General features: G+C 60.3%; 19 protein-coding genes. 5 read left to right on the forward strand and 14 right to left on the reverse strand.

Annotated features, from left to right (window positions below):
• Positions 1-80: 80 nt before the first annotated feature.
• Together treB and treC are read left to right on the forward strand one after the other, a co-directional pair.
• Complete coding sequence (gene treB, locus MMW58_RS26060; RefSeq protein WP_045853310.1) at positions 81-1,499, forward strand: PTS trehalose transporter subunit IIBC; 1,419 nt, start codon at positions 81-83, stop codon at positions 1,497-1,499.
• Positions 1,500-1,554: 55 nt separating this feature from the next.
• Positions 1,555-3,210: an alpha,alpha-phosphotrehalase gene (gene treC, locus MMW58_RS26065; protein ID WP_241722413.1), complete on the forward strand. Its 1,656-nt coding sequence runs from the start codon at positions 1,555-1,557 to the stop codon at positions 3,208-3,210.
• Between the two features lie 62 nt (positions 3,211-3,272).
• On the opposite strand, the gene celB is transcribed toward treC, so the two are convergent.
• The 3 genes from celB to MMW58_RS26080 form a co-directional block, all read right to left on the reverse strand.
• Positions 3,273-4,625, reverse strand: a complete 1,353-nt coding sequence (gene celB / locus MMW58_RS26070; RefSeq protein WP_241722414.1) for a PTS cellobiose transporter subunit IIC — start codon at positions 4,623-4,625, stop codon at positions 3,273-3,275.
• 26 nt (positions 4,626-4,651) lie between these two features.
• Positions 4,652-5,959, reverse strand: coding sequence for a 6-phospho-beta-glucosidase (locus MMW58_RS26075; protein ID WP_159237524.1), 1,308 nt, complete (start codon positions 5,957-5,959; stop codon positions 4,652-4,654).
• A 79-nt stretch (positions 5,960-6,038) separates the two neighbouring features.
• Entirely contained in the window at positions 6,039-6,347 is a 309-nt protein-coding gene (locus MMW58_RS26080; RefSeq protein WP_041143771.1) for a PTS sugar transporter subunit IIB, read from the reverse strand.
• A 262-nt stretch (positions 6,348-6,609) separates the two neighbouring features.
• Between MMW58_RS26080 and MMW58_RS26085 the strand changes: the two genes are divergently transcribed.
• The 3 genes from MMW58_RS26085 to nrdG all read left to right on the forward strand — a co-directional run bounded on the left by MMW58_RS26085 (position 6,610) and on the right by nrdG (position 10,588).
• A complete protein-coding gene (locus MMW58_RS26085) occupies positions 6,610-7,353 on the forward strand; it encodes a MurR/RpiR family transcriptional regulator (protein ID WP_045853313.1) in 744 nt (247 codons plus the stop codon).
• 367 nt (positions 7,354-7,720) lie between these two features.
• Positions 7,721-9,859: an anaerobic ribonucleoside-triphosphate reductase gene (gene nrdD, locus MMW58_RS26090; protein WP_133601063.1), complete on the forward strand. Its 2,139-nt coding sequence runs from the start codon at positions 7,721-7,723 to the stop codon at positions 9,857-9,859.
• Between the two features lie 264 nt (positions 9,860-10,123).
• Positions 10,124-10,588, forward strand: a complete 465-nt coding sequence (gene nrdG, locus MMW58_RS26095; RefSeq protein WP_159237522.1) for an anaerobic ribonucleoside-triphosphate reductase-activating protein — start codon at positions 10,124-10,126, stop codon at positions 10,586-10,588.
• 6 nt (positions 10,589-10,594) lie between these two features.
• Here the strand turns inward: nrdG and MMW58_RS26100 are convergent, their stop codons facing one another.
• From MMW58_RS26100 to cybC, 11 genes are all read right to left on the reverse strand, one after another.
• The gene (locus MMW58_RS26100; RefSeq protein ID WP_241722415.1) at positions 10,595-12,505 is read right to left on the reverse strand and encodes a BglG family transcription antiterminator; all 1,911 of its coding nucleotides are present in this window, start codon (positions 12,503-12,505) and stop codon (positions 10,595-10,597) included.
• Positions 12,506-12,528: 23 nt separating this feature from the next.
• Positions 12,529-13,680: a lactonase family protein gene (locus MMW58_RS26105; RefSeq protein ID WP_241722416.1), complete on the reverse strand. Its 1,152-nt coding sequence runs from the start codon at positions 13,678-13,680 to the stop codon at positions 12,529-12,531.
• Between the two features lie 86 nt (positions 13,681-13,766).
• Positions 13,767-14,507 (reverse strand): 2-dehydro-3-deoxy-phosphogluconate aldolase, encoded by a 741-nt coding sequence (dagF, locus tag MMW58_RS26110; protein ID WP_041143765.1) that lies wholly within the window; start codon positions 14,505-14,507, stop codon positions 13,767-13,769.
• Positions 14,504-15,622, reverse strand: coding sequence for a DgaE family pyridoxal phosphate-dependent ammonia lyase (locus MMW58_RS26115; protein ID WP_133601065.1), 1,119 nt, complete (start codon positions 15,620-15,622; stop codon positions 14,504-14,506). Before MMW58_RS26115 ends, dagF begins: the two co-directional genes overlap by 4 nt.
• Positions 15,606-16,739, reverse strand: coding sequence for an amidohydrolase/deacetylase family metallohydrolase (locus MMW58_RS26120; RefSeq protein ID WP_241722417.1), 1,134 nt, complete (start codon positions 16,737-16,739; stop codon positions 15,606-15,608). Before MMW58_RS26120 ends, MMW58_RS26115 begins: the two co-directional genes overlap by 17 nt.
• Positions 16,740-16,781: 42 nt before the next feature.
• Complete coding sequence (locus MMW58_RS26125; protein ID WP_032689791.1) at positions 16,782-17,426, reverse strand: DUF4310 family protein; 645 nt, start codon at positions 17,424-17,426, stop codon at positions 16,782-16,784.
• A gap of 13 nt (positions 17,427-17,439) precedes the next feature.
• Positions 17,440-18,216, reverse strand: a complete 777-nt coding sequence (locus MMW58_RS26130; RefSeq protein ID WP_041143762.1) for a DUF4311 domain-containing protein — start codon at positions 18,214-18,216, stop codon at positions 17,440-17,442.
• A 21-nt stretch (positions 18,217-18,237) separates the two neighbouring features.
• Positions 18,238-18,537, reverse strand: coding sequence for a DUF4312 family protein (locus MMW58_RS26135; RefSeq protein ID WP_041143761.1), 300 nt, complete (start codon positions 18,535-18,537; stop codon positions 18,238-18,240).
• A gap of 2 nt (positions 18,538-18,539) precedes the next feature.
• Positions 18,540-18,902 (reverse strand): SFCGS family glycine-rich protein, encoded by a 363-nt coding sequence (locus MMW58_RS26140; RefSeq protein ID WP_045853321.1) that lies wholly within the window; start codon positions 18,900-18,902, stop codon positions 18,540-18,542.
• Positions 18,903-18,913: 11 nt separating this feature from the next.
• Positions 18,914-19,252: a glycine dehydrogenase gene (locus tag MMW58_RS26145; protein WP_041143759.1), complete on the reverse strand. Its 339-nt coding sequence runs from the start codon at positions 19,250-19,252 to the stop codon at positions 18,914-18,916.
• Between the two features lie 301 nt (positions 19,253-19,553).
• Complete coding sequence (gene cybC, locus MMW58_RS26150; RefSeq protein ID WP_045853322.1) at positions 19,554-19,943, reverse strand: cytochrome b562; 390 nt, start codon at positions 19,941-19,943, stop codon at positions 19,554-19,556.
• Between the last annotated feature and the right edge of the window lie 97 nt (positions 19,944-20,040).

Below are 20,040 nucleotides of genomic sequence, written 5' to 3' on the forward strand. Positions count from 1 at the left end.
CATTTTGCAAATGAAGCGGAGCGGTTAGGATTCGTCTCAGTTCATTACGCAATCTCTTCCCTCTGTTTTGAGGCCTCACAATGAGTAAAGTAAATCAGCAGGACATCGATAAATTAATCGAACTGGTGGGCGGGCGCGACAACATCGCCACCGTCAGCCACTGTATTACCCGTCTGCGCTTTGTGCTGAATAACCCGGCCATCGCCAGGCCGAAAGATATTGAGCAGCTGCGCATGGTAAAGGGCTGCTTTACCAACGCCGGTCAGTTCCAGGTGGTGATCGGCACGGACGTGGACGACTACTACAAGGCGCTGCTGGCCACCACCGGCCAGGCCTCTGCGGATAAAGAGCAGGCCAAACAGGCCGCGCGGCAGAACATGAAGTGGCACGAGCAGCTGATCTCGCACTTTGCCGAGATCTTCTTCCCGCTGCTGCCGGCGCTGATCAGCGGCGGCCTGATCCTCGGTTTCCGCAACGTAATCGGCGATCTGCCGATGAGCAACGGCCAGACGCTGGCGCAAATGCACCCGTCGCTGAAAACGATTTATGACTTCCTGTGGCTGATTGGCGAAGCCATCTTCTTCTACCTGCCGGTCGGCATCTGCTGGTCAGCGGTGAAGAAAATGGGCGGCACGCCGATCCTCGGCATCGTGCTGGGCGTCACGCTGGTTTCTCCCCAGCTGATGAACGCCTATATGCTCGGCCAGCAGGTACCGGAAGTGTGGAACTTTGGCCTGTTTACCATCGCCAAAGTGGGCTATCAGGCGCAGGTGATCCCGGCGCTGCTGGCGGGCCTGGCGCTGGGCTTTATCGAAACGCGCATGAAGCGCATCGTGCCTGACTACCTCTACCTGGTCATCGTCCCGGTGTGCTCCCTGATCCTGGCGGTGTTCCTTGCTCACGCCTTTATCGGCCCGTTTGGCCGCATGATCGGCGACGGCGTGGCCTTTGCGGTGCGCCACCTGATGACCGGTAGCTTCGCGCCGATTGGCGCCGCGCTGTTCGGCTTCCTGTATGCGCCGCTGGTGATCACCGGCGTCCATCAGACCACGCTGGCTATCGATATGCAGATGATTCAGAGCATGGGCGGTACGCCGGTGTGGCCGCTGATTGCGCTCTCCAACATCGCCCAGGCCTCGGCGGTAGTCGGCATTATTATCGCCAGCCGCAAGCAGAATGAGCGTGAAATCTCCGTCCCGGCGGCGATCTCCGCCTACCTGGGCGTCACCGAGCCGGCAATGTACGGCATCAACCTCAAGTACCGCTTCCCGATGCTCTGCGCCATGATCGGCTCCGGCCTCGCCGGGCTGCTGTGCGGCCTGAACGGCGTGATGGCCAACGGGATCGGCGTCGGCGGCCTGCCGGGCATCCTCTCCATCCAGCCGACCTACTGGCAGGTTTACGGCCTGGCAATGGCTATCGCCGTCGTCGTGCCGATTGTTCTCACGACCTTCGTGTACCAGCGCAAATTCCGCCAGGGCACCTTGCAGATTGTCTGATTTTATCTTCCTTCCGGGGCGCGAATGCGCCCCCTCGTTGTAGCAGGAAAGCACTATGAATACCCTTCCCCTCTGGTGGCAAAACGGCGTTATTTACCAAATCTATCCGAAGAGTTTCCAGGATACGACCGGCAGCGGTACCGGCGATCTGCGTGGAGTCACCGCGCGCCTCGACTACCTGCACAAGCTCGGCGTGGACGCCATCTGGCTGACCCCGTTCTACGTCTCGCCGCAGGTGGATAACGGCTACGATGTGGCGAACTACACCGCCATCGATCCGACCTATGGCACGCTCGATGATTTTGACGAGCTGGTGGCCGAGGCGAAAGCGCGCGGCATCCGCATCGTGCTGGATATGGTGCTTAACCACACCTCAACCGCCCACGCCTGGTTCCGCGAGTCGTTAAAGAGAGAGAGCCCGTACCGCCAGTTTTATATCTGGCGCGACGGCGAGCCCACCACCCCGCCGAACAACTGGCGCTCCAAATTCGGCGGCAACGCCTGGCAGTGGCACGCCGAAAGCGGCCAGTACTATCTGCACCTCTTCGCCGCCGAGCAGGCGGACCTCAACTGGGAAAATCCGGCCGTGCGCGCGGAGCTAAAAAAGGTCTGCGAATTCTGGGCCGACCGCGGCGTTGACGGCCTGCGCCTCGACGTCGTCAACCTGATCTCGAAAGACCAGACCTTCCCGTCCGACGCCGAAGGCGACGGCCGCCGCTTCTATACCGACGGCCCGCGCGCGCACGAATTCCTGCAGGAGATGAGCCGCGACGTCTTCACCCCGCGCAATCTGATGACGGTCGGGGAAATGTCCTCCACCACCCTGGAACACTGCCAGCAGTACGCGGCGCAGGACGGCCGCGAGCTGTCGATGACCTTTAACTTCCACCACCTGAAGGTAGATTATCCCGGCGGCGAAAAATGGAGCCTCGCGCGTCCTGACTACGTGGCGCTAAAGGCGCTGTTCAGCCACTGGCAGCAGGGGATGCACAATCGGGCGTGGAACGCGCTGTTCTGGTGTAACCACGATCAGCCGCGCATCGTTTCGCGCTTCGGCGACGAGGGCGAATATCGGGTTCCGGCGGCCAAAATGCTGGCGATGGTGCTGCACGGGATGCAGGGCACCCCCTATATCTACCAGGGGGAAGAGATTGGCATGACCAACCCGCACTTCTCGCGAATCAGCGACTATCGCGACGTCGAAAGCCACAACATGTTTATTGAGCGTGCGGCTCAGGGGCAGGCGCCCGACGAGCTGCTGGCGATTCTGGCCAGCAAATCCCGCGACAACAGCCGGACGCCGATGCAGTGGAGCGGCCGCGAGAACGGCGGCTTCAGCGAAGGCGAGCCGTGGATTGCATTGTGCGATAACTATCGCCACATCAACGCCGAGTCGGCGCTGGCCGATCCTGATTCGGTGTTTTATGCCTATCAGCAGCTGATCGCGCTGCGCAAAAGCACGCCGGTGCTGACCTGGGGCGACTATCTCGATCTTTGCGCGGAGCATCCGTCTCTGTGGTGCTATCGCCGGCAGTGGCAGGGGCAAACGCTGGTGGTGGTGGCCAACCTGAGCCGTGAATTCCAGACCTGGCAGCCGGATGAGATGAAAGGCGACTGGCGGGTATTAATGAGCAACTACGCGGAAGCGGCGAATCGCCCGGCGGCCATGACCCTGCGTCCGTTTGAAGCCGTGTGGTGGCTGCAGGAGTAAGGCGACGCCGCGCTTAGCCGGGCTACCTTAGGGTAGCCCGAGCTGGCGACGCGCCTTTGTCGTCAGGCCCTGTCGGCCGTTGACAGCGCGCTGCCGGCCTCCTCGCGGGTCGAAGCGTGCTCCTCTTTCGCCTTCAGGCGATCCCACGCCCGGAAGAACGGATAGTAAACCACCAGCGAAATCGTCAGGTTCACCACCTGCAGAAGGGTCCCGGAAATATGCCCGCCGGTTGCCAGATAGCCGCTCATAAAAATCGGCGTGGTAAACGGCAGCGCAATCCCCGCCGGCGGAGCGACCAGCCCGGTCGCCATCGCGGTGTACGAGACAATCACCAGCAGAACCGGCGTCAGAATAAACGGCAGGAAGAAATAGGGGTTCATCACCAGCGGGATGCCGAACACCATCGGTTCGCTGATATTAAACAGCGCGCCGGGCGCGGCGATTTTCCCCAGCTGCTTCATCTGCTGGCTGCGGCTTCTGAACAGCATAAAGAGCACCAGCCCCAGCAGCGCCCCGGTGCCGCCGGGGGCAATCCACAGATCGTAAAACTGCTGCGTAATGATGTGCGGGATCGGCTGGCCGTTCTGGAAGGCGGTGAGGTTTTCCGACATATTCGACAGCCACACCGGCTGAATAAACACCAGCACGATGGCATCCCCGTGCAGCCCCAGCGTCCACAGAATGCCGATCAGGATAACCGAGAAGATCATCCCCGGCAGCGTACCGCCGACGTGGTGCATCGGGATGCCGATAATGGTGGCGATCATGCTGTTAATGTCGCCGAACGGCGAGGCTTCGACGATCAAGCGCAGCGCCAGCACCACCGCCAGCACGCAGAATCCGGGGATCAGCGCGAGGAAGGATTTCGCCACCGCCGGCGGCACGCCATCCGGCATGCGGATAACCAGGTTACGGCCGGCGACAAAGCGGTAAATCTCGGTGGAGAGCAGCGAAATCACGATGGCAACAAACAGCCCCTGGCTGCCCACCAGCCCGACCGGGATCACCCCTTTGACCACTTCCGCCGCGCCGTGCACCGGCGTAAACAGGGTACTTTGCGGGATCGTCATCACGAAGGCGACCAGCGACATCGCCCCGGCGGTCAGCGGATCGAGCGTGCGGTACTTCTCCGCCAGCCGGTAGGCGATGCCGAAGCTCGATATCAGCGCCATAATGTCGTAGGTCGCTTTGACCGGATAAAGAATTTTATCGCGCCAGACGTCGCCGAACAGGCCGCTCATCATATCGGCATAGCCGGGAATGGGCAGGTAGGCGAAAATCAGGAAAAATGAGCCAATCAGCATAAACGGCATATTCAAAATAATGCCGTCGCGCACCGACAGGACGTGCTTTTGCCCGGCGATTTTCAGCGCCGCAGGCATGACGTAACGTTCAATCCACGTAGTGTTCGACATAAGACGATCCCCAAAGGAAATAACGGTCAGTTAAATTGCGTCAGCCATTGACGGTTGATGGTTAAGACTTCGTCCAGCAGCGCCTGCGCGTCGGTGACGTTGCCCACCAGCGGGTTGGTCACCAGCGCCAGCAGCGCGCTATCGCGACAGCCGTGTACCGCGGCTTCAATGGTCAGCCGCTCAAAGGCCTTCACCTGCTGCGTCAGGCCGTTCATCGCCGGCGGCAGCGCGCCAAAGGTCAGCGGGCGGGCGCCCTGGGCATCAATAATGCTGTTGGTTTCCACCACCGCATCATCGTCCAGGCCGTGAATCGCCCCGTTGTTGCGGGTATTCACCACCATCTCTTTGCCGAGATTGTTATGAATCGCGTTGATGAGCTCCACGGCCACTTCCGAGTAGTAAGCGCCGCCGCGGAAGCTGAGCTGCTCCGGCTTCTCATCGAGGGCCGGATTGGCGTACAGCGCGAACAGCTCCTGCTCGACCTTCATCACCTGCTCGGCGCGAGTACCCTTGGTTTTTGCCGCCGCGATCTCCTCCGCCAGCATCGCCGGCGTCAGCCAAAAATAGCGGTGATAGGGGCAGGGAATGGCGTTCAGCGCGCGCAGGAACGGCGCCGGCCACGGCAGCTCTTTGATATTGTTCATCGACAGCGCCTGGCCATCGCACAGCATATCGATAACCTTGCGGGTCACGTCTTCGCGCCCCTGCATCACTTTATGCACCCATACCATATGGTTGAGCCCGGCAAAGCGCAGGTTAACCTCTTCTTCTTTCGCGCCCAGCATGCCGGTAATCATGTGCTGCATATTAATCGGCACGTTGCACAGGCCGATAATCTTCGCCTTGCTGTAGCGGCTCACCGCCTCGGTGACAATCCCGGCCGGGTTGGTAAAGTTGAGGATAAACGCCTGCGGCGCCAGCTGCTCGACCTTGCGCGCCACCTCAAGGATCGCCGGGATGGTGCGCAGCGCTTTAGCGAATCCGCCCACGCCGGTGGTTTCCTGGCCCAGCAGGTTGTACTTCAGCCCGAGACGCTCGTCGCCGGCCCGCGCCGCCAGCTGGCCGACGCGCAGCTGAGTCAGGACGAAGCTGGCCCCGCGGATCGCCTCGTCCAGCGCAAAGTGGACGCTGACGATGACGTGCTCCAGACCTTTGCGGGTGAGCATTCGGCGCGTCAGCGCGGCGATAATTTCCACCTTCTCCCTGCCTGATTCAACGTCAACCAGCGCCAGCTCCGTAACCGGAAGCTGTTCATAACGAACGATAATTCCTTCAATAAGCTCCGGCGTATAGCTACTGCCGCCGCCAATGACGGCAATTTTTAGTGCTTGCATAGAGACCTCTTTCGGCATGCAGAGAGCCGCGCGCGGTCGACGTGAGCGCGCGTGATGGTTCAGGTATATGAGAGAAAAATCAGGAATTAAGCAGCGCGAGCGCCTTATCAAGCACCGCCGCGCCGCGCATCATGCCGTAGTCGGCCATATCGATCACCGCGACCGCTTTTCCGTGCGGGGCGGCCAGCGCGCTCAGGCGTCCGGCCTCATACTTCACCTGCGGTCCCAGCAGGATCACGTCGGCGTTGGCCAGCTCGCGCTCAAATTCCGCCACCGCCACCGCGTAGATATCCAGCGACAGCGCGCGCTGCTGCGCCTCGGCTTTCATCTTCGTGACCAGCATGCTGGTTGACATACCTGCTGCACAGCACAGAACGATTCGTTGCATGACCTCTCCCCCAGATGGATTTATGACCTCGCCCGTTAGGGCCTCAGCGAATATATTGTTAAGATTGTGTGAAAGTGAAGGCTATATGAAAATAATTTTCACCGATGTGATCGAAACGTAATTTTTGATCATTATTGCTCGCACCGTTTGCCCGATTAACGGCGAAACCATAGGAAATACCTTGGGCTGGTGCTATAAATAGCCACAGGCGGTAAGTGAAAAATATTTTCAACGTGATGTTCTGGGGAAAGGGACGGTCAGGATGGATATCGTAGGTCAGTTGCAGCAAGGGCTGGTGCGCTTTAGCGCCCAGGAGTCGCGCGTTGCGGCGTTTATTCTGGAAAATTTGAGCTTTACCGCCAGCGCGTCCATCGATGAACTGGCCGCCAGCGCCGGGGTCAGCCCGGCCACCATCACCCGCTTCGCCCGCTCCGTTGGCTGCGAGGATATTCGCGATCTGCGCAAGCAGCTGGCGCAGGCCAGCGAGCGTCGGACCAGCTGGGTGAGCCCGAACAGCCACGCCCTGCCCGCCGCCTGGCGCGACAGGCTGAGCTATCTTGGCGATACGCTGACCCGGCAGCTGGCGCAGACCTCGGAGGCGGCGGTCGAGAAGCTCAAATCCCGCCTGCTGACCGCGCGCGCCGTGCACTGCTTCGCGCTCGGCGCCCAGGATGTTGCTCTCGCCACGCTGCTGCAGCACCAGCTGCTGCCCTCCGGCATCGCCATCAACCTGTGCCAGGACAGCGCCCTGATGCGCATGACGGCTTCGACGCTGAGCGACGATCACCTGCTGCTGGTGCTGGTCACCGCCGGCGCGGACAATATTTTGCAAAGCGCGACCCTACAGGCGCGAACCCAGGGGGTAACCATCATCGCCCTGGCGCCGGAAAACCACGCCCTGGCCAACATGGCCGCCGGGATTATTCCGCTCCCCGATAGCCCGCAGCTGGCCCGCTACGCCCTGCTGCTGCTGGTCGATCTGCTGAACGATACGCTGATTGCCTGAACCACGCCGCCTGCCGCCCGCCAGGGCGGCATCGCGACATTTTTATGCTTGTTTTTTAGGCAGATAAATTTACATTTAGCGCAAGCGCCCACCATCCGTACTCTCACCTTTTTACTTTGTCCTGCATCAATAAAATCGCAAACATCTTTGATGCAAATCACTACATATAGAACTTAAAATGCGTCCCGGCCCTACATATTGTATTAATCGTCTATTATGTCGACACAGCCCATCGTAATCAGGCGGTGGTGGGATGTGGATAAAACGGGCCGGAACCGCAGGAAAACGGCGGCAGCTATAGCCCCTCGCGACCTCGGTATACCTTCCGCCTCTGTGGATAACCTGTTCTATAAAGTATGGAGTGATCATGACACCGCATGTGATGAAAAGAGATGGCTGCAAAATGCCGTTTAAGTCAGAGCGCATTAAAGAAGCAATTCTGCGTGCAGCTAAAGCAGCGGGAGTCGATGACGCAGACTATTGCGCCACCGTCGCAGAAGTCGTTAGCCAGCAAATGCAGAATCGGGCTCAGGTCGATATTAACGAAATCCAGACCGCCGTTGAGAACCAGCTGATGTCCGGTCCGTGGAAGCAGCTGGCTCGCGCCTATATTGAATATCGCCACGATCGCGATATCGAGCGTGAAAAACGCGGCCGCCTGAACCAGGAGATCCGCGGCCTGGTAGAGCAAACCAACTCGTCCCTGCTTAACGAAAACGCAAACAAAGACAGTAAGGTGATCCCCACCCAGCGAGACCTGCTGGCCGGGATTGTCGCCAAACACTACGCTCGCCAGCACCTGCTGCCGCGCGACGTGGTTCAGGCGCACGAACGCGGCGAGATCCACTATCACGATCTCGACTACTCGCCGTTCTTCCCGATGTTTAACTGCATGCTGATTGACCTCAAGGGCATGCTGACCCACGGCTTTAAAATGGGCAACGCCGAGATCGAGCCGCCGAAATCTATCTCTACCGCCACGGCGGTTACGGCGCAGATCATCGCCCAGGTCGCCAGCCATATTTACGGCGGGACCACCATCAACCGGATTGACGAAGTGCTGGCACCGTTCGTGGCCGAGAGCTGCAAGAAGCATCGTAAAATCGCCGAAGAGTGGCAGATCCCGAACGCCGAAGAGTACGCCCGCTCGCGTACCGAGAAAGAGTGCTACGACGCCTTCCAGTCGCTGGAATACGAAGTGAATACCCTGCACACCGCCAACGGCCAGACGCCGTTCGTCACCTTTGGCTTTGGCCTCGGCACCAGCTGGGAATCGCGTCTGATTCAGCAATCGATTCTGCGCAACCGCATTGCCGGTCTGGGTAAAAACCGCAAAACCGCGGTGTTCCCGAAGCTGGTCTTCGCCATTCGCGACGGCCTGAACCACCGCTTCGGCGACGCCAACTACGACATCAAGCAGCTGGCGCTGGAGTGCGCGAGCAAGCGCATGTATCCGGATATCCTCAACTACGATCAGGTGGTGAAGGTCACCGGCTCGTTTAAAACGCCGATGGGCTGCCGCAGCTTCCTCGGGGTGTGGGAAAACGAGGACGGCGAGCAGGTTCACGACGGCCGCAACAACCTCGGCGTCATCAGCCTCAACCTGCCGCGGATCGCGCTGGAAGCTAAGGGCGACGAAGCCGCCTTCTGGAAACTGCTCGACAGCCGCCTGGAGCTGGCGCGTAAGGCCCTGATGACGCGCATTGCGCGCCTCGAAGGGGTGAAGGCCCGCGTCGCGCCGATCCTCTATATGGAAGGCGCCTGCGGCGTGCGCCTGAAGGCGGACGACGACGTGGCGGATATCTTTAAAAACGGCCGCGCGTCGATTTCGCTGGGCTATATCGGCATTCACGAAACCATCAACGCGCTCTCCGGCAACCAGCATATGTACGATAGCGACGCGCTGCGTGAGAAAGGCATCGCCATCGTCAAGCGCATGCGCGACGCCGTAGAGCAGTGGAAGGAGGAGACCGGCTACGGCTTCAGCCTCTACAGCACGCCGAGTGAAAACCTGTGCGATCGCTTCTGTCGCCTCGATACCGCCGAATTTGGCGTCATCAGCGGCGTGACCGATAAGGGCTACTACACCAACAGCTTCCACCTCGACGTCGAGAAGAAGGTCAATCCTTACGATAAGATCGACTTCGAAGCGCCTTACCCGCCGCTGGCCAACGGGGGCTTCATTTGCTACGGCGAATACCCGAACATTCAGCACAACCTGAAAGCGCTGGAAGACGTCTGGGACTACAGCTACCAGCACGTGCCGTACTACGGGACCAACACGCCCATCGACGAGTGCTACGAGTGCGGCTTTACCGGCGAGTTCGAGTGCACCAGCAAAGGGTTTACCTGCCCGAAATGCGGCAACCACGACGCGGCCCGCGTCTCGGTCACCCGCCGCGTGTGCGGCTATCTCGGCAGCCCGGACGCCCGTCCGTTCAACGCCGGCAAGCAGGAAGAAGTTAAACGCCGCATTAAGCACCTTGGCAACGGGCAAATCGGTTAATTCCGAGCGGTTTAGCCCCTCCCCCTCTCCCCAACGAGGAGAGGGGATCAATCAGTAGTCGATTGACCATTCAGGAGCCGCTCGCGGATCGCGCCGCAAAGCGCTTTTTATCCAGGGCTACCGCCACTATATGGGTTTCCTCAAATCAGTTGGCGTTGTAGCAAGGCGGCAAGCGAGCTAGTCCCGGGGAGCTTACTGTAGTAAGTGACCTGGGCGCACGAGCGCAGCCAACGCCGCTACAGCGTCAAATGAGAAGAGGAAACAATGAATTACCATCAGTACTACCCGGTAGATATCGTCAACGGTCCCGGCACCCGCTGCACCCTGTTCGTCTCAGGCTGCGTCCACGAATGCCCCGGCTGCTATAACAAGAGCACGTGGCGGCTCAACTCCGGTCTGCCGTTCACCACCGAAATGGCCGACCGCATCATCGCCGACCTCAACGACGCGCGCATTCAGCGCCAGGGGATCACCCTCTCCGGCGGCGATCCCCTGCATCCGCAGAACGTATCGGAGATCCTCGCGCTGGTGCAGCGCATTCGCGCCGAGTGCCCCGGGAAGGATATCTGGATGTGGACGGGCTACAGGCTTGCGGAGCTCAACGACGCGCAGATGGCGGTGGTCGACCTGATTAACGTGCTGGTCGACGGCAAGTTCGTGCAGGATCTAAAAGACCCGATGCTTATCTGGCGCGGCAGCAGCAACCAGGTGGTGCACCATCTGCGCTAGCCGCGCTTAAAAGCGGCTGACGCACTCCATTGCCACGGTTTTAAATTCGTCAAAGCTGCCGGTGGCGGCAAGGCGGGTCATCGCGCGTTCGCGCAGGAAAGTCACGAAAATATCGTAGATCGCCATCGCCTCTTCATACTCGCTTTTGCTGATGGCCAGCAGGAAGATGATATGGGCGGTTTCGTCGCCCCAGACTATGCCGTTCGGGGCAATCACGGTGTAGACCACCGTTTTTTTCGCCAGCAGACCAAGGGCGTGCGGCAGCGCAATGCCGTCGCCGAGCATGGTGCTGACGATAGCCTCACGCTCGACAACGGAGTCATAGAACCCGGCGTCGACAAAACCCTCCTCCTGCAGCTGCTGGCACAGTTCGGCAAACAGCGTCTGGCGATCGATGGGGGTGTCGATTACCCGGAAATGGGCCTCGTCGAAATACTTATCCAGCATCCACGGACGGGTTCTGTCCACCAGCACCAGCTTGCCGATCTGATCCAGCTGATAATCCGTCGGGAACGGGGCGATGGTGACCACCGGCTTATCCTTTTCGCCGATGCGCACCGTGGAAATGACGAAATCCTCGGCAACGGCCGCAAGCTGCTCGTACTCGCGCTGCGACAGGGTGGCGGCAATTTCCAGCTGCGGATATTTGCGCTGCAGGGTCGCCTCGATCATCCGCACCATCGCGTTGCTGGTATCGCACACCAGCAGCACGCGCGGCTGGCGCTGGTAGCCGATATTGTAATGACGCTCGAGGCCGACGCCGATATGCAGCACCAGGAAGCCGATCTCGTTTTCGCTGATCGCATAGGGGGTGTACTTCCCCCAGCTGGAGACGGCCGCCAGGGTCATATCCCACGCCATCGGGTAGTGCTGCTTGATGTTATCCAGCAGCGGATTGGGGATCATTATCTGGTAGCGCACCCGGGTGATCATGGTCTTAATATGGGTCAGCAGATCGGCGTGCAGCTGAGCGTCATCGAGCAGGTTGTAGTTATACTGGGTGTTGATATAGCGCAGGATGTAGTTCACCAGCGCTTCGTCGTCATCGGCGCTGATGGTGCCCGGATCGACGTCCTGCACCTGGCGGGCGGCAAGGTGCACGCACAGCCACTCCTCTTCCGCCGCGGAGAGCGCCTTCCCCGCCAGCTGCTGCAGCATCCCGACCAGCTCCCTTGCGGCATCGCGCACGTTCTGCGCCACGTCCTCAGCGCTAAATTCCGCCAGCGGATAGCCCTCGCTGGCGCGACTCACCACCACCGCGCTGTAGAGGCGGATAAAGCGCTCGCCCTCATCCGTCAGACGGACGTGGTGGCGGGTGAGGATCTCCTGCAGCTCGCGCGCCAGCCGGGCGGAACCCTCGGCGCTCAGCCCACCTTTATCGACCGGCAGCGGCAGTCCGCCCTGCTGCGCATGCTCCCACAGGAGATCGGTCAGGCAGGCGCGAATCGACACTTCGCTGCCGAACAGCTTCATGCCGTGGCGCGGGCGCGTCTCGAGGGTCAGCTGGTAGCGCTGGAAACGTTCGCGCACGTCCACCATATCGCTCTGCAGCGTGGCGCGGCTGACGAACCACTCGTCGGCAAGGTCTTCGAGCTTGAGCGAAAAGGCCGAGGTCAAAAAGCGTATCAGCAAAAAGTTGATGCGATCCTGCGCGGTTCGTGGAATATGCTGCGCCTTCGGCGCCGTCTCCGCCAGCGTCTGATACAGCGTCGGGTCGTCGACGTTGAGCCGATAGCCGCTGCCGCGGATAAGCATAAACTGCGCCCCGTAGGGCAGCAGCAGCGCGTTAAGCGCCGTGATATCGGCGCGTACGGTACGGGTAGAAACTGACAGCCGCTGCGCCAGTTCATCCTGCGGCAGCGTTTCGTTTTGCAGCAGGCTAAACAGCTGCGCTAAACGTTGGTTGGGAAATCGCATGTCAGTTCCTTCATCTTTACGGCTCAAGGTTGAGCGGATATCACCATCTGTGACGGGCTGCCTACCGGAGTATAGTCCGGGGCAAAGGTCAGCCTGCCGCTTTTGGGCGCCACGCTGAAACGGGTGATATTATCGCTACGCTGGTTCATGACGTACAGCCACTGCCCCTGATTATCCAGCGTGAGCGTTCGTGGGTAGTCCCCGCGCGTCCAGATATCCTCCTGATGGCTCAGGCTACCGTCCGCCATCACGCTAAAGTGCGCGATGCTGTTGTGCAGGCGGTTCGCCACGTACAGCTGCCTGCCGTCGGCGCTCAGCGCCAGGCCGGCGGCAAAGCTGGTGCCTTTATAGCCCTTCGGCAGCGCGGAGATCGTTTTGCCCTCGCGCAGCAGGCCGCTGGTCTTATCAAGATGATAGAAGGTTAGCGTCGAGGACTCTTCGTTAATCAGCCACAGCCCGTCGCCCTTCGGCGTGAAGACAAAGTGACGCGGCCCGGCTCCCGGCGAAGACGCGGCGATAAACGGCGGATCGTTGGGCGTCAGCTTGCCGCTGGCGCCGTCCATCCGGTACTGATAGATCCGATCCAGCCCCAGATCGGTGGAGTAAACGTATTTCCCGCTGGGATCGGCCGAGATCATATGGGCGTGGGGGCCGTTATGGTCGCTAATGGCAAAGCTGCCCTCAACCGCCGCCGCAGGGCGCGCCGCGCCTGCCGGACCCTGGTCCTGATGCACGTCCACCGCCTCGCCAAGGCGACCGTCTTCCTGCACCGGCAGCACGGCGGTGGTGCCGCTGACGTAGTTTGCCACCAGCAGATGGCGACCGTCCGGCGTCAGGGAGAGATAAACCGGCCCGGCCCCGCCGGAAGAGACCTGGTTTAGCTCGCTCAGCTCGCCGTTAGCCCCCACGCGCCACGCCTGCACCGCGCCCTTTTCCACTTCGCTGGCGGCGTACAGGGTTTTGCCATCGCGCGAAACGGTGAGCTGCGCGACGTTGGGCAGGGAGCTGACCAGCGTTCTGTTGCTCAACGTGCCGGTTTTCGCCTCGACGGTAAAGCGATACAGTCCTTCACCGTTGGGGTTGTAGGTGCCGACCCAGGCGTACTGCGCCTGGGCGCAGGTGCTGGCGGCGAGCAGGGAAAGTGAAGCAACAAGCAGGTGACGAGCGGCAGGCATAGTGACTCCTTGATGGTTCGGTAGGGTAAGGTGGCCGTCCCCCGCCCCGCCCTTGCGGCGGGGTTCGGGGGACGGCAGGGCAATGACTATTTAACCAGCGCCCTGGTCATCTCCAGCAGCTGACGCACGTCCGCCGGACGGGTGTTGCCGCTCTCTTTATCGATAATAGAGCTGTAGATGTGAGGGATGATTTTGCTGACGCCGGCGTCCAGCGCGATCTGCAGGATCTCGCCGTAGTTTTGCAGATCGATCCCACCGGTCGGCTCCAGCCAGAAATCGTGGCGGGCGCAGGCCTGAGCGACGGCGAGGTACTCATCGCGATGCTTCAGGCCGCCCATCGGGAAGTATTTTATCGAGCTGCCGCCCATGTCTTTTAGCAACGCAATGGCGGTTTCCAGCGGCACGATCCCGTCCGCCGCGCCGCTGCTCAGCGGGCCGGTGGAGATCTTCACCATCCCCGGCGTGCCGGTCGGCGACACCAGGCCGTTGACGACGGTTTCGCTCTGCCCCAGCAGCGCGCGGCTGGTGCCGACGCCGGTAAAGACCTGGTTGACGTGCTGCGGCTGCACCTGGCGGGAGATCTCACTGACCATCGCCGACTGGTTTGGATCCCCCGCGCCGAGGCCCACCGACAGCGCGTTATCGATAAGCCGGGCGTATTCACGCATATCGGCCACCGCGCTCGCCACGTCCGGATAGTTTTTAGAGAGCACGCCGACCAGAACATGACCTTCCGCCGCTTCGTAGATGTCGCGGGCGTTGTCTTTGCTGCCCGCCAGGACGTTCAGGCACACGCGATCGCGGTAAAAATTCGGGGTCAGTTTCATGCTTTCTTCTCCATGTTCAGAACTTCGCCGATGCGGCGGGAGACGATCTCCAGCTGCTGTGCGGTAACGCTGCGCACGTCGGCCTCAATAATGCCTTCGTTGGCCTTATAGCCGCGGAAGTAGATGGCGTATTCGCCCTGTTTCAGCGCCTCAACCAGCTCGCCGGTGGCGATGCCGGTCACGGCTTCAGTAAACTTAATTTCCGCGCGCGCGATATCGCGGCCGGCGCTATCCCAGACCACCCGCGCGCTCACCCCGGTGAGGGCGTTGAGCTGGTCAATGAACGGCGTCATCTTCGCCACCATCTCATCGCCGCTCTCCTTGCGCGCCGTCAGGTAGTGTTCAATGGCGCAGGTCAGGCCCAGAATGCCCTCTTTACCGACCTTCATCGCCCGGCCAATGCCGCCTGACTGGCGTTTGACCCACTCGACGTACTGCGTTTTACCGATCACCAGGCCGCTGGTTGGGCCCTCAATCGCTTTGGCGCCGCTGTAAATCACCAGGTCGGCACCGGCGCTGTAGTAGCACTGCAGATCTTCTTCCGCCGCCGCGTCGACGATCAGCGGCAGGTTGTGCTTACGCGCCACCACCACCGCCTGCTCAACGCTGAGCATGCTTTTCTGCACGCAGTGGTGCGATTTGATGTAGAGGATCGCCGCGGTGCGCGGGGTGATCGCCGCCGCCAGCTGATCGGCGGAGCATTCGTTGGCGTAGCCGGCTTCCACTAGCCTGCCGCCGCCCAGCGCCACCATCGTGCCCACCGGCGCGCCGAAGTTAACGTTATGGCCTTTCGGCAGCACGATTTCGTTGTTTTCGATTGGCGTGACGTGGAGGTTCTCCAGCAGCCAGCTGCTGTCTTTCACCAGCACCGCCGCCACCGACTGGGCGATCCCCGCGGAGGCGCAGGAGACAACGGTGGCCCCTTCGACGTCCAGCAGGTTGGCGATGTACTCACCGGTTTTATTGACCAGGTCTTTCATTTCGAAGTAGTGGTTCATACCGCTCATGACGGCGTCGACCACTTCCGGGCGCGGCGTGGATACGCCCAGCGCCGTCATGCGGCCTGATGTATTAATAACCTGTTTTAAATTGTACTTTTCAAAAATCGAAGGCATTTTCCGCGCTCCCTTGTTCGGTCAGATAGCCCTTGCCCGCGCGAATCGCGGCAAGCGGCACCAGAATATTGTCAGCCTGCAGGCTCTCTTTTTCGGCGTCGACCAGTAGCGTCGGCGCATGCTGCAGGGTAAAGAGGGTTAAATCTGCGTCGTAGCCCACGGCCAGGCGCCCTTTTCGCGTCAGGCGCAGCCCGTCGGCGGCGCTGGCGGTAACGCACTCCACCACCTGCGGTAGCGACATGCCGATGGCGAGAAACTTCGACATCACCAGCGCCAGCGAACGTACCGGGCCGTCAATACGGTTGCGGCAGTAGATATCGGAGCTGATGGTCTGCGGCAGGATGCCCAGCGCTATCGCCCGGCGCGCCACCTCAAAGCTGAAGCTGGCGGTGCCGTGGCCGACGTCAAGGCGCACGCCGCGCTTCAGGGCGCGGGTCACGGAGGCGCGCAGCTCGCCGGACGCGGTCAGAATGCGGTTCGGCTTGCCGTTATAGCAGTGGGTGATGATGTCTCCCGCGCTCAGCAGGTCGGCAATTTCATCGAGGTTCGGCGGATTGTTGCCGATGTGCACCATCAGCGGCAGGTCGCCGTTTTCGCGCTGCATCGCCTTCGCCCGTTCCAGCGGGGTAATGCCGTTGTCGCCAACCACGCTGCTGCTCATGCGCGCCTTCAGGCCGACGATAAAGTCTGGGTGGCGCTTCACCGCCTGGCTTACCGCATCGGCATCGACGTTGGCCATATTGGCCAGCTCGTTCTGGGCGATCAGCCCGACGCGGGAGATGTTGAGCAGCGCAAAGACCTCGGTGGCCGCGCTGCGGGTCAGCTGATAAAAGTCGTCGATATCGTCCGCGCCAGTGCTGCCCGCGTCGATGACGGTGGTCACGCCGGTGGCGATGCCCACGCTGTCCGGCTGGTCGTGATAAATCGGCGAGTTCGGGTAGCAGTGAACGTGGGAGTCAATCCAGCCGGCGCTGGCGTAATAGCTGCCGTCCAGCTCAATGGTTTTGCGCGCAGGCGCGCTAATCTCGCCCAGCGCCGCAATCTTCCCGTCCTGAATGGCGATATCGGTCAGGGTATCGTCGACGAGGCGCGCACGGCGCAGGAGTAAATCAAACATGGGTCTCTCCTGTTAAAGCGGGCGCTCGCGCGCCCGCAGGACTTAACCAATTGCAATCGGGAAAAGGGAGCCGAGGATCATCGCGCCAAGGATGGCGCCGCCGGTGATCGGCTTCTGCCAGATGTAAAACAGCAGGGCGCCCACCAGAGAACCGATACCGATAGGAATCGATGCGGTCATCGCGCTGAGGATAATCAGCGGCCCAAGGAAGCGGCCGGAGGCGTTGCCCGCCCCCATCATGACGTCGGCACCGTAGGTGGAGTCGCTCTGATTGATGGTGAACTTACGCGCCAGGATGATGATGTAGCCGACGGCGAGACCCAGCGCCAGGCCGGTAGCCAGCGAGGCGGCAAAGTTAGCCACCGGGAAGACGAAGCCCGCGCCCAGCAGCAGCGCCGGCACGCCGAGGCCGATACCGGTCTGAATCGCGCCGCCGATATCAAGGATCCCCACCAGCGAACCTTCAATGATGCGCGCAAACAGGAAGCTGGCGCCAAACGCCGCGACCGCCCCGTAGGCGCCGGTATCAATGCCCGCTTTCAGCATGGCCACGAAGGCCACTTCGTTAAACGCGCCGATGCCGTAGAGGTAGTACATGTGTGTCCCGGCGAAGACGCCGGAGGAGAGCAGGCCAACGAAGATCGGGAACGACCAGTCGGCATACCAAAAACCTTTATTCTGTTCCATTTAGAGGCTCCTGTTATTTGCCGCTGAGCGAGTTGTGAATCAGATCCAGCCAGTTCGGTACGCCCAGGTGGAAGGACTCCAGGGTCTTAATATCGAAGCCGCGGAAGAAGGCGCTCAGCACGAACAGCGCAACAATGGCGGACATCATCACTTTGGTGACGCGGTGCCAGCCGCTCTCTTCGACGCCCTTACCGATCAGGATGCCCAGCACCAGACCCGGAACGGCGTTACCCATAATCAGCTGCGCGGCGCCGCCGAAAATGGTGGCCCAGAAGCCCGACTTTTTCCCGGCATCGATAGCCGCCAGCCAGAAGATAACCGGCATCACCGTGTTAACCAGCAGGTTAGCCGCGGGAACCAGGACCTTAACGGCGGTAACCTGCAGCGCTTCCGGCACGGAAGAGGCGGTCAGGTTAAGGAAGGAGACTACGAACATGCCGATAACGCCGCAGGCAATCGCCATCTTCTTCGGATCGTGCAGCGTCTCGCCGACGTTGCGGTTTTTCAGCATCAGCGCCGCGGCGCCCCAGTTAGGGATGATGCGGTGATCGACGTCCTGGGTGAAGGAGCCTGCTGCGACGGAAGAAGCCCAGGCGTTAAAGAAGAAGCCGAGGCCAAAGGAGAAGTGGGAAGCCGGATCGCCTTCACAGGAGTTCAGCTCGCCCAACGTACGAAATGCGCCCATCCCTTGCGTGGTGGGCGCATGAAACATACGTGCCGCTCCGGCGCCCACACCGACGCCGACCAGGCCGCCGATAATGAGCGATTTTATTAAAATTATCAGGAACATAGTTTAACCCTATGGTGAGAATCAGGTTTGCGTGACGAAATCCACTTTATCGAGATTAATGGCGGTCACGTTGACGGTGACGTTCAGCTCCACGCTGTAGGTCCGTCGTTCACGGCGCAAAAAGAAGAATAAAAACGCTTCTTTACGCACCGCTTCACGCGCATGAACAACCTCCACATCCTGTGGCTCAATACGCAGTAAGATGTGCGGCGAGGTTTTCATCACCGCCGCCTGCACGTGGTTCAGGGCATCGGCGAACGCCCTTGTCTTGCTCTCGCCTTTGCCCGTAACGCTCACCGTGGTGGTGAATTGCTCTTTCATACTCAGGCGCCGTATTTCTTTTTCCAGGCTTCTACCAGGCGCTCGCCCAGCTCTTCTTTATCCATAAAGCCGAAGCCCAGAACGTTGTAGCCTTCGTTGATAGCGGTGACGCCTTCATCAACGGAACGCATGCCGTATTTCGCTTTGTAGCCATGTTTGTTTTGCGCGGTGATGGCGCCTGCGCCGCCGCTGCCGCAGAAGGAGATACCAAAGGTGGCGTTCTCTGCTTTCATCACGTCGCCCAGCTTCATATCAGCGGCAACGCCCGGTACCACGACTGCACGAGCTCCGGCTTTTTCCGCGCCGGCGGCAACTTTCTGTCCTTTACCCAGGCGATCGCCAATTACTACGGTGATTTGTTCCATTTTTTAGCTCCTTACAGGTTTTCTTTTGCGACTTCGAAGTGGACGGACAGCAGCCAGGACTCTTCTTCTGGCAGGTTGCCGAATTGCGCGACCACTTCGCGGGCCAGCATCATTGAATCTTGTGAAATCTCTTCAAACAGGCTGGCATCCACTTCCGGCAGCGGCTCGCCGCTAATTGACCGGTGGGCCATAGCCCGCACGTGGGAGGTCAGCATCTGCTCCTGGACGGCGTTGGGGATGATGTTACGGCGACCTAGCAGGGTATAAACCTGCTGCAGCATCTTCTCAGCCAGCTGCTCGGTTTGCGTTGCCTGCTCCCCTACGTCGTGTGTTACCGCTCCGTTATTCACTTGTCTTACCCCGTTGATGTCTCTGGGGACAAAACTAACGCCGGGGGTGAGGAGTTTGTAGCGAGTTGTTTTCCACTTCGAAGTGGAAAGGCCGCCGGACGATGCGATCCATTGCACAGAATTGGCCTAAATCTGCCGTTTTCGGCAAAACAGCGTGAGGAGAGTCACAAGAACGTCATTAAATTAGCGTGCGCAAGCGGCCGAAACGGCGGCAGAGAAGAGCGGGAAAATGTGACAGGGATTGGGTTTTATGCGAAGACGACGTGCAGGAGGTATCGGCTGATACCTCCTGGAAAAGATCTTAACGGTACTTCTGGTGGTAGGTATTACGGGTGGTTTTGAACGCTTCCGCAGCGGCCTGCGCCTCTTTGACCTTGCCTTCATTGGCCAGCTTCAGGGCGCCGTCAATCTGGCCAATCAGGATATCGAGGCCGTGGCGATAGTCCTTCATCTCCGCGCTGTCCGCCGCTTTGCCTTCCAGCTTCGGCGGGGTCTCTTTCTGCGCATCGGCCGCGGCGTCACGCATCTTCGTCAGCGCCGCTTTCAGCTCGCCGGCATCCGCGGTCTTCTGCACCACCTGCAGGTTCTGCGCGATGGTATCCATATCCTCGCCCAGATCGGCGGCAAACGCCGACGCTGAACCCATCGCCAGGGCTGAGACAGCCAGCGCTGCTAACAGTTTTTTACGCATTGCTCACTTCCTTTTTTATTATTTAAGCACAAGGAAAAGGCGCCACCTGGGCGCCCTTCTATACCCGTTATTCCTCAGGCCGAGGCCTGAATAATCC

The sequence above is a fragment of the Klebsiella sp. HC6 genome (genome assembly GCF_022605325.1).
Lineage (GTDB): Bacteria > Pseudomonadota > Gammaproteobacteria > Enterobacterales > Enterobacteriaceae > Klebsiella > Klebsiella terrigena.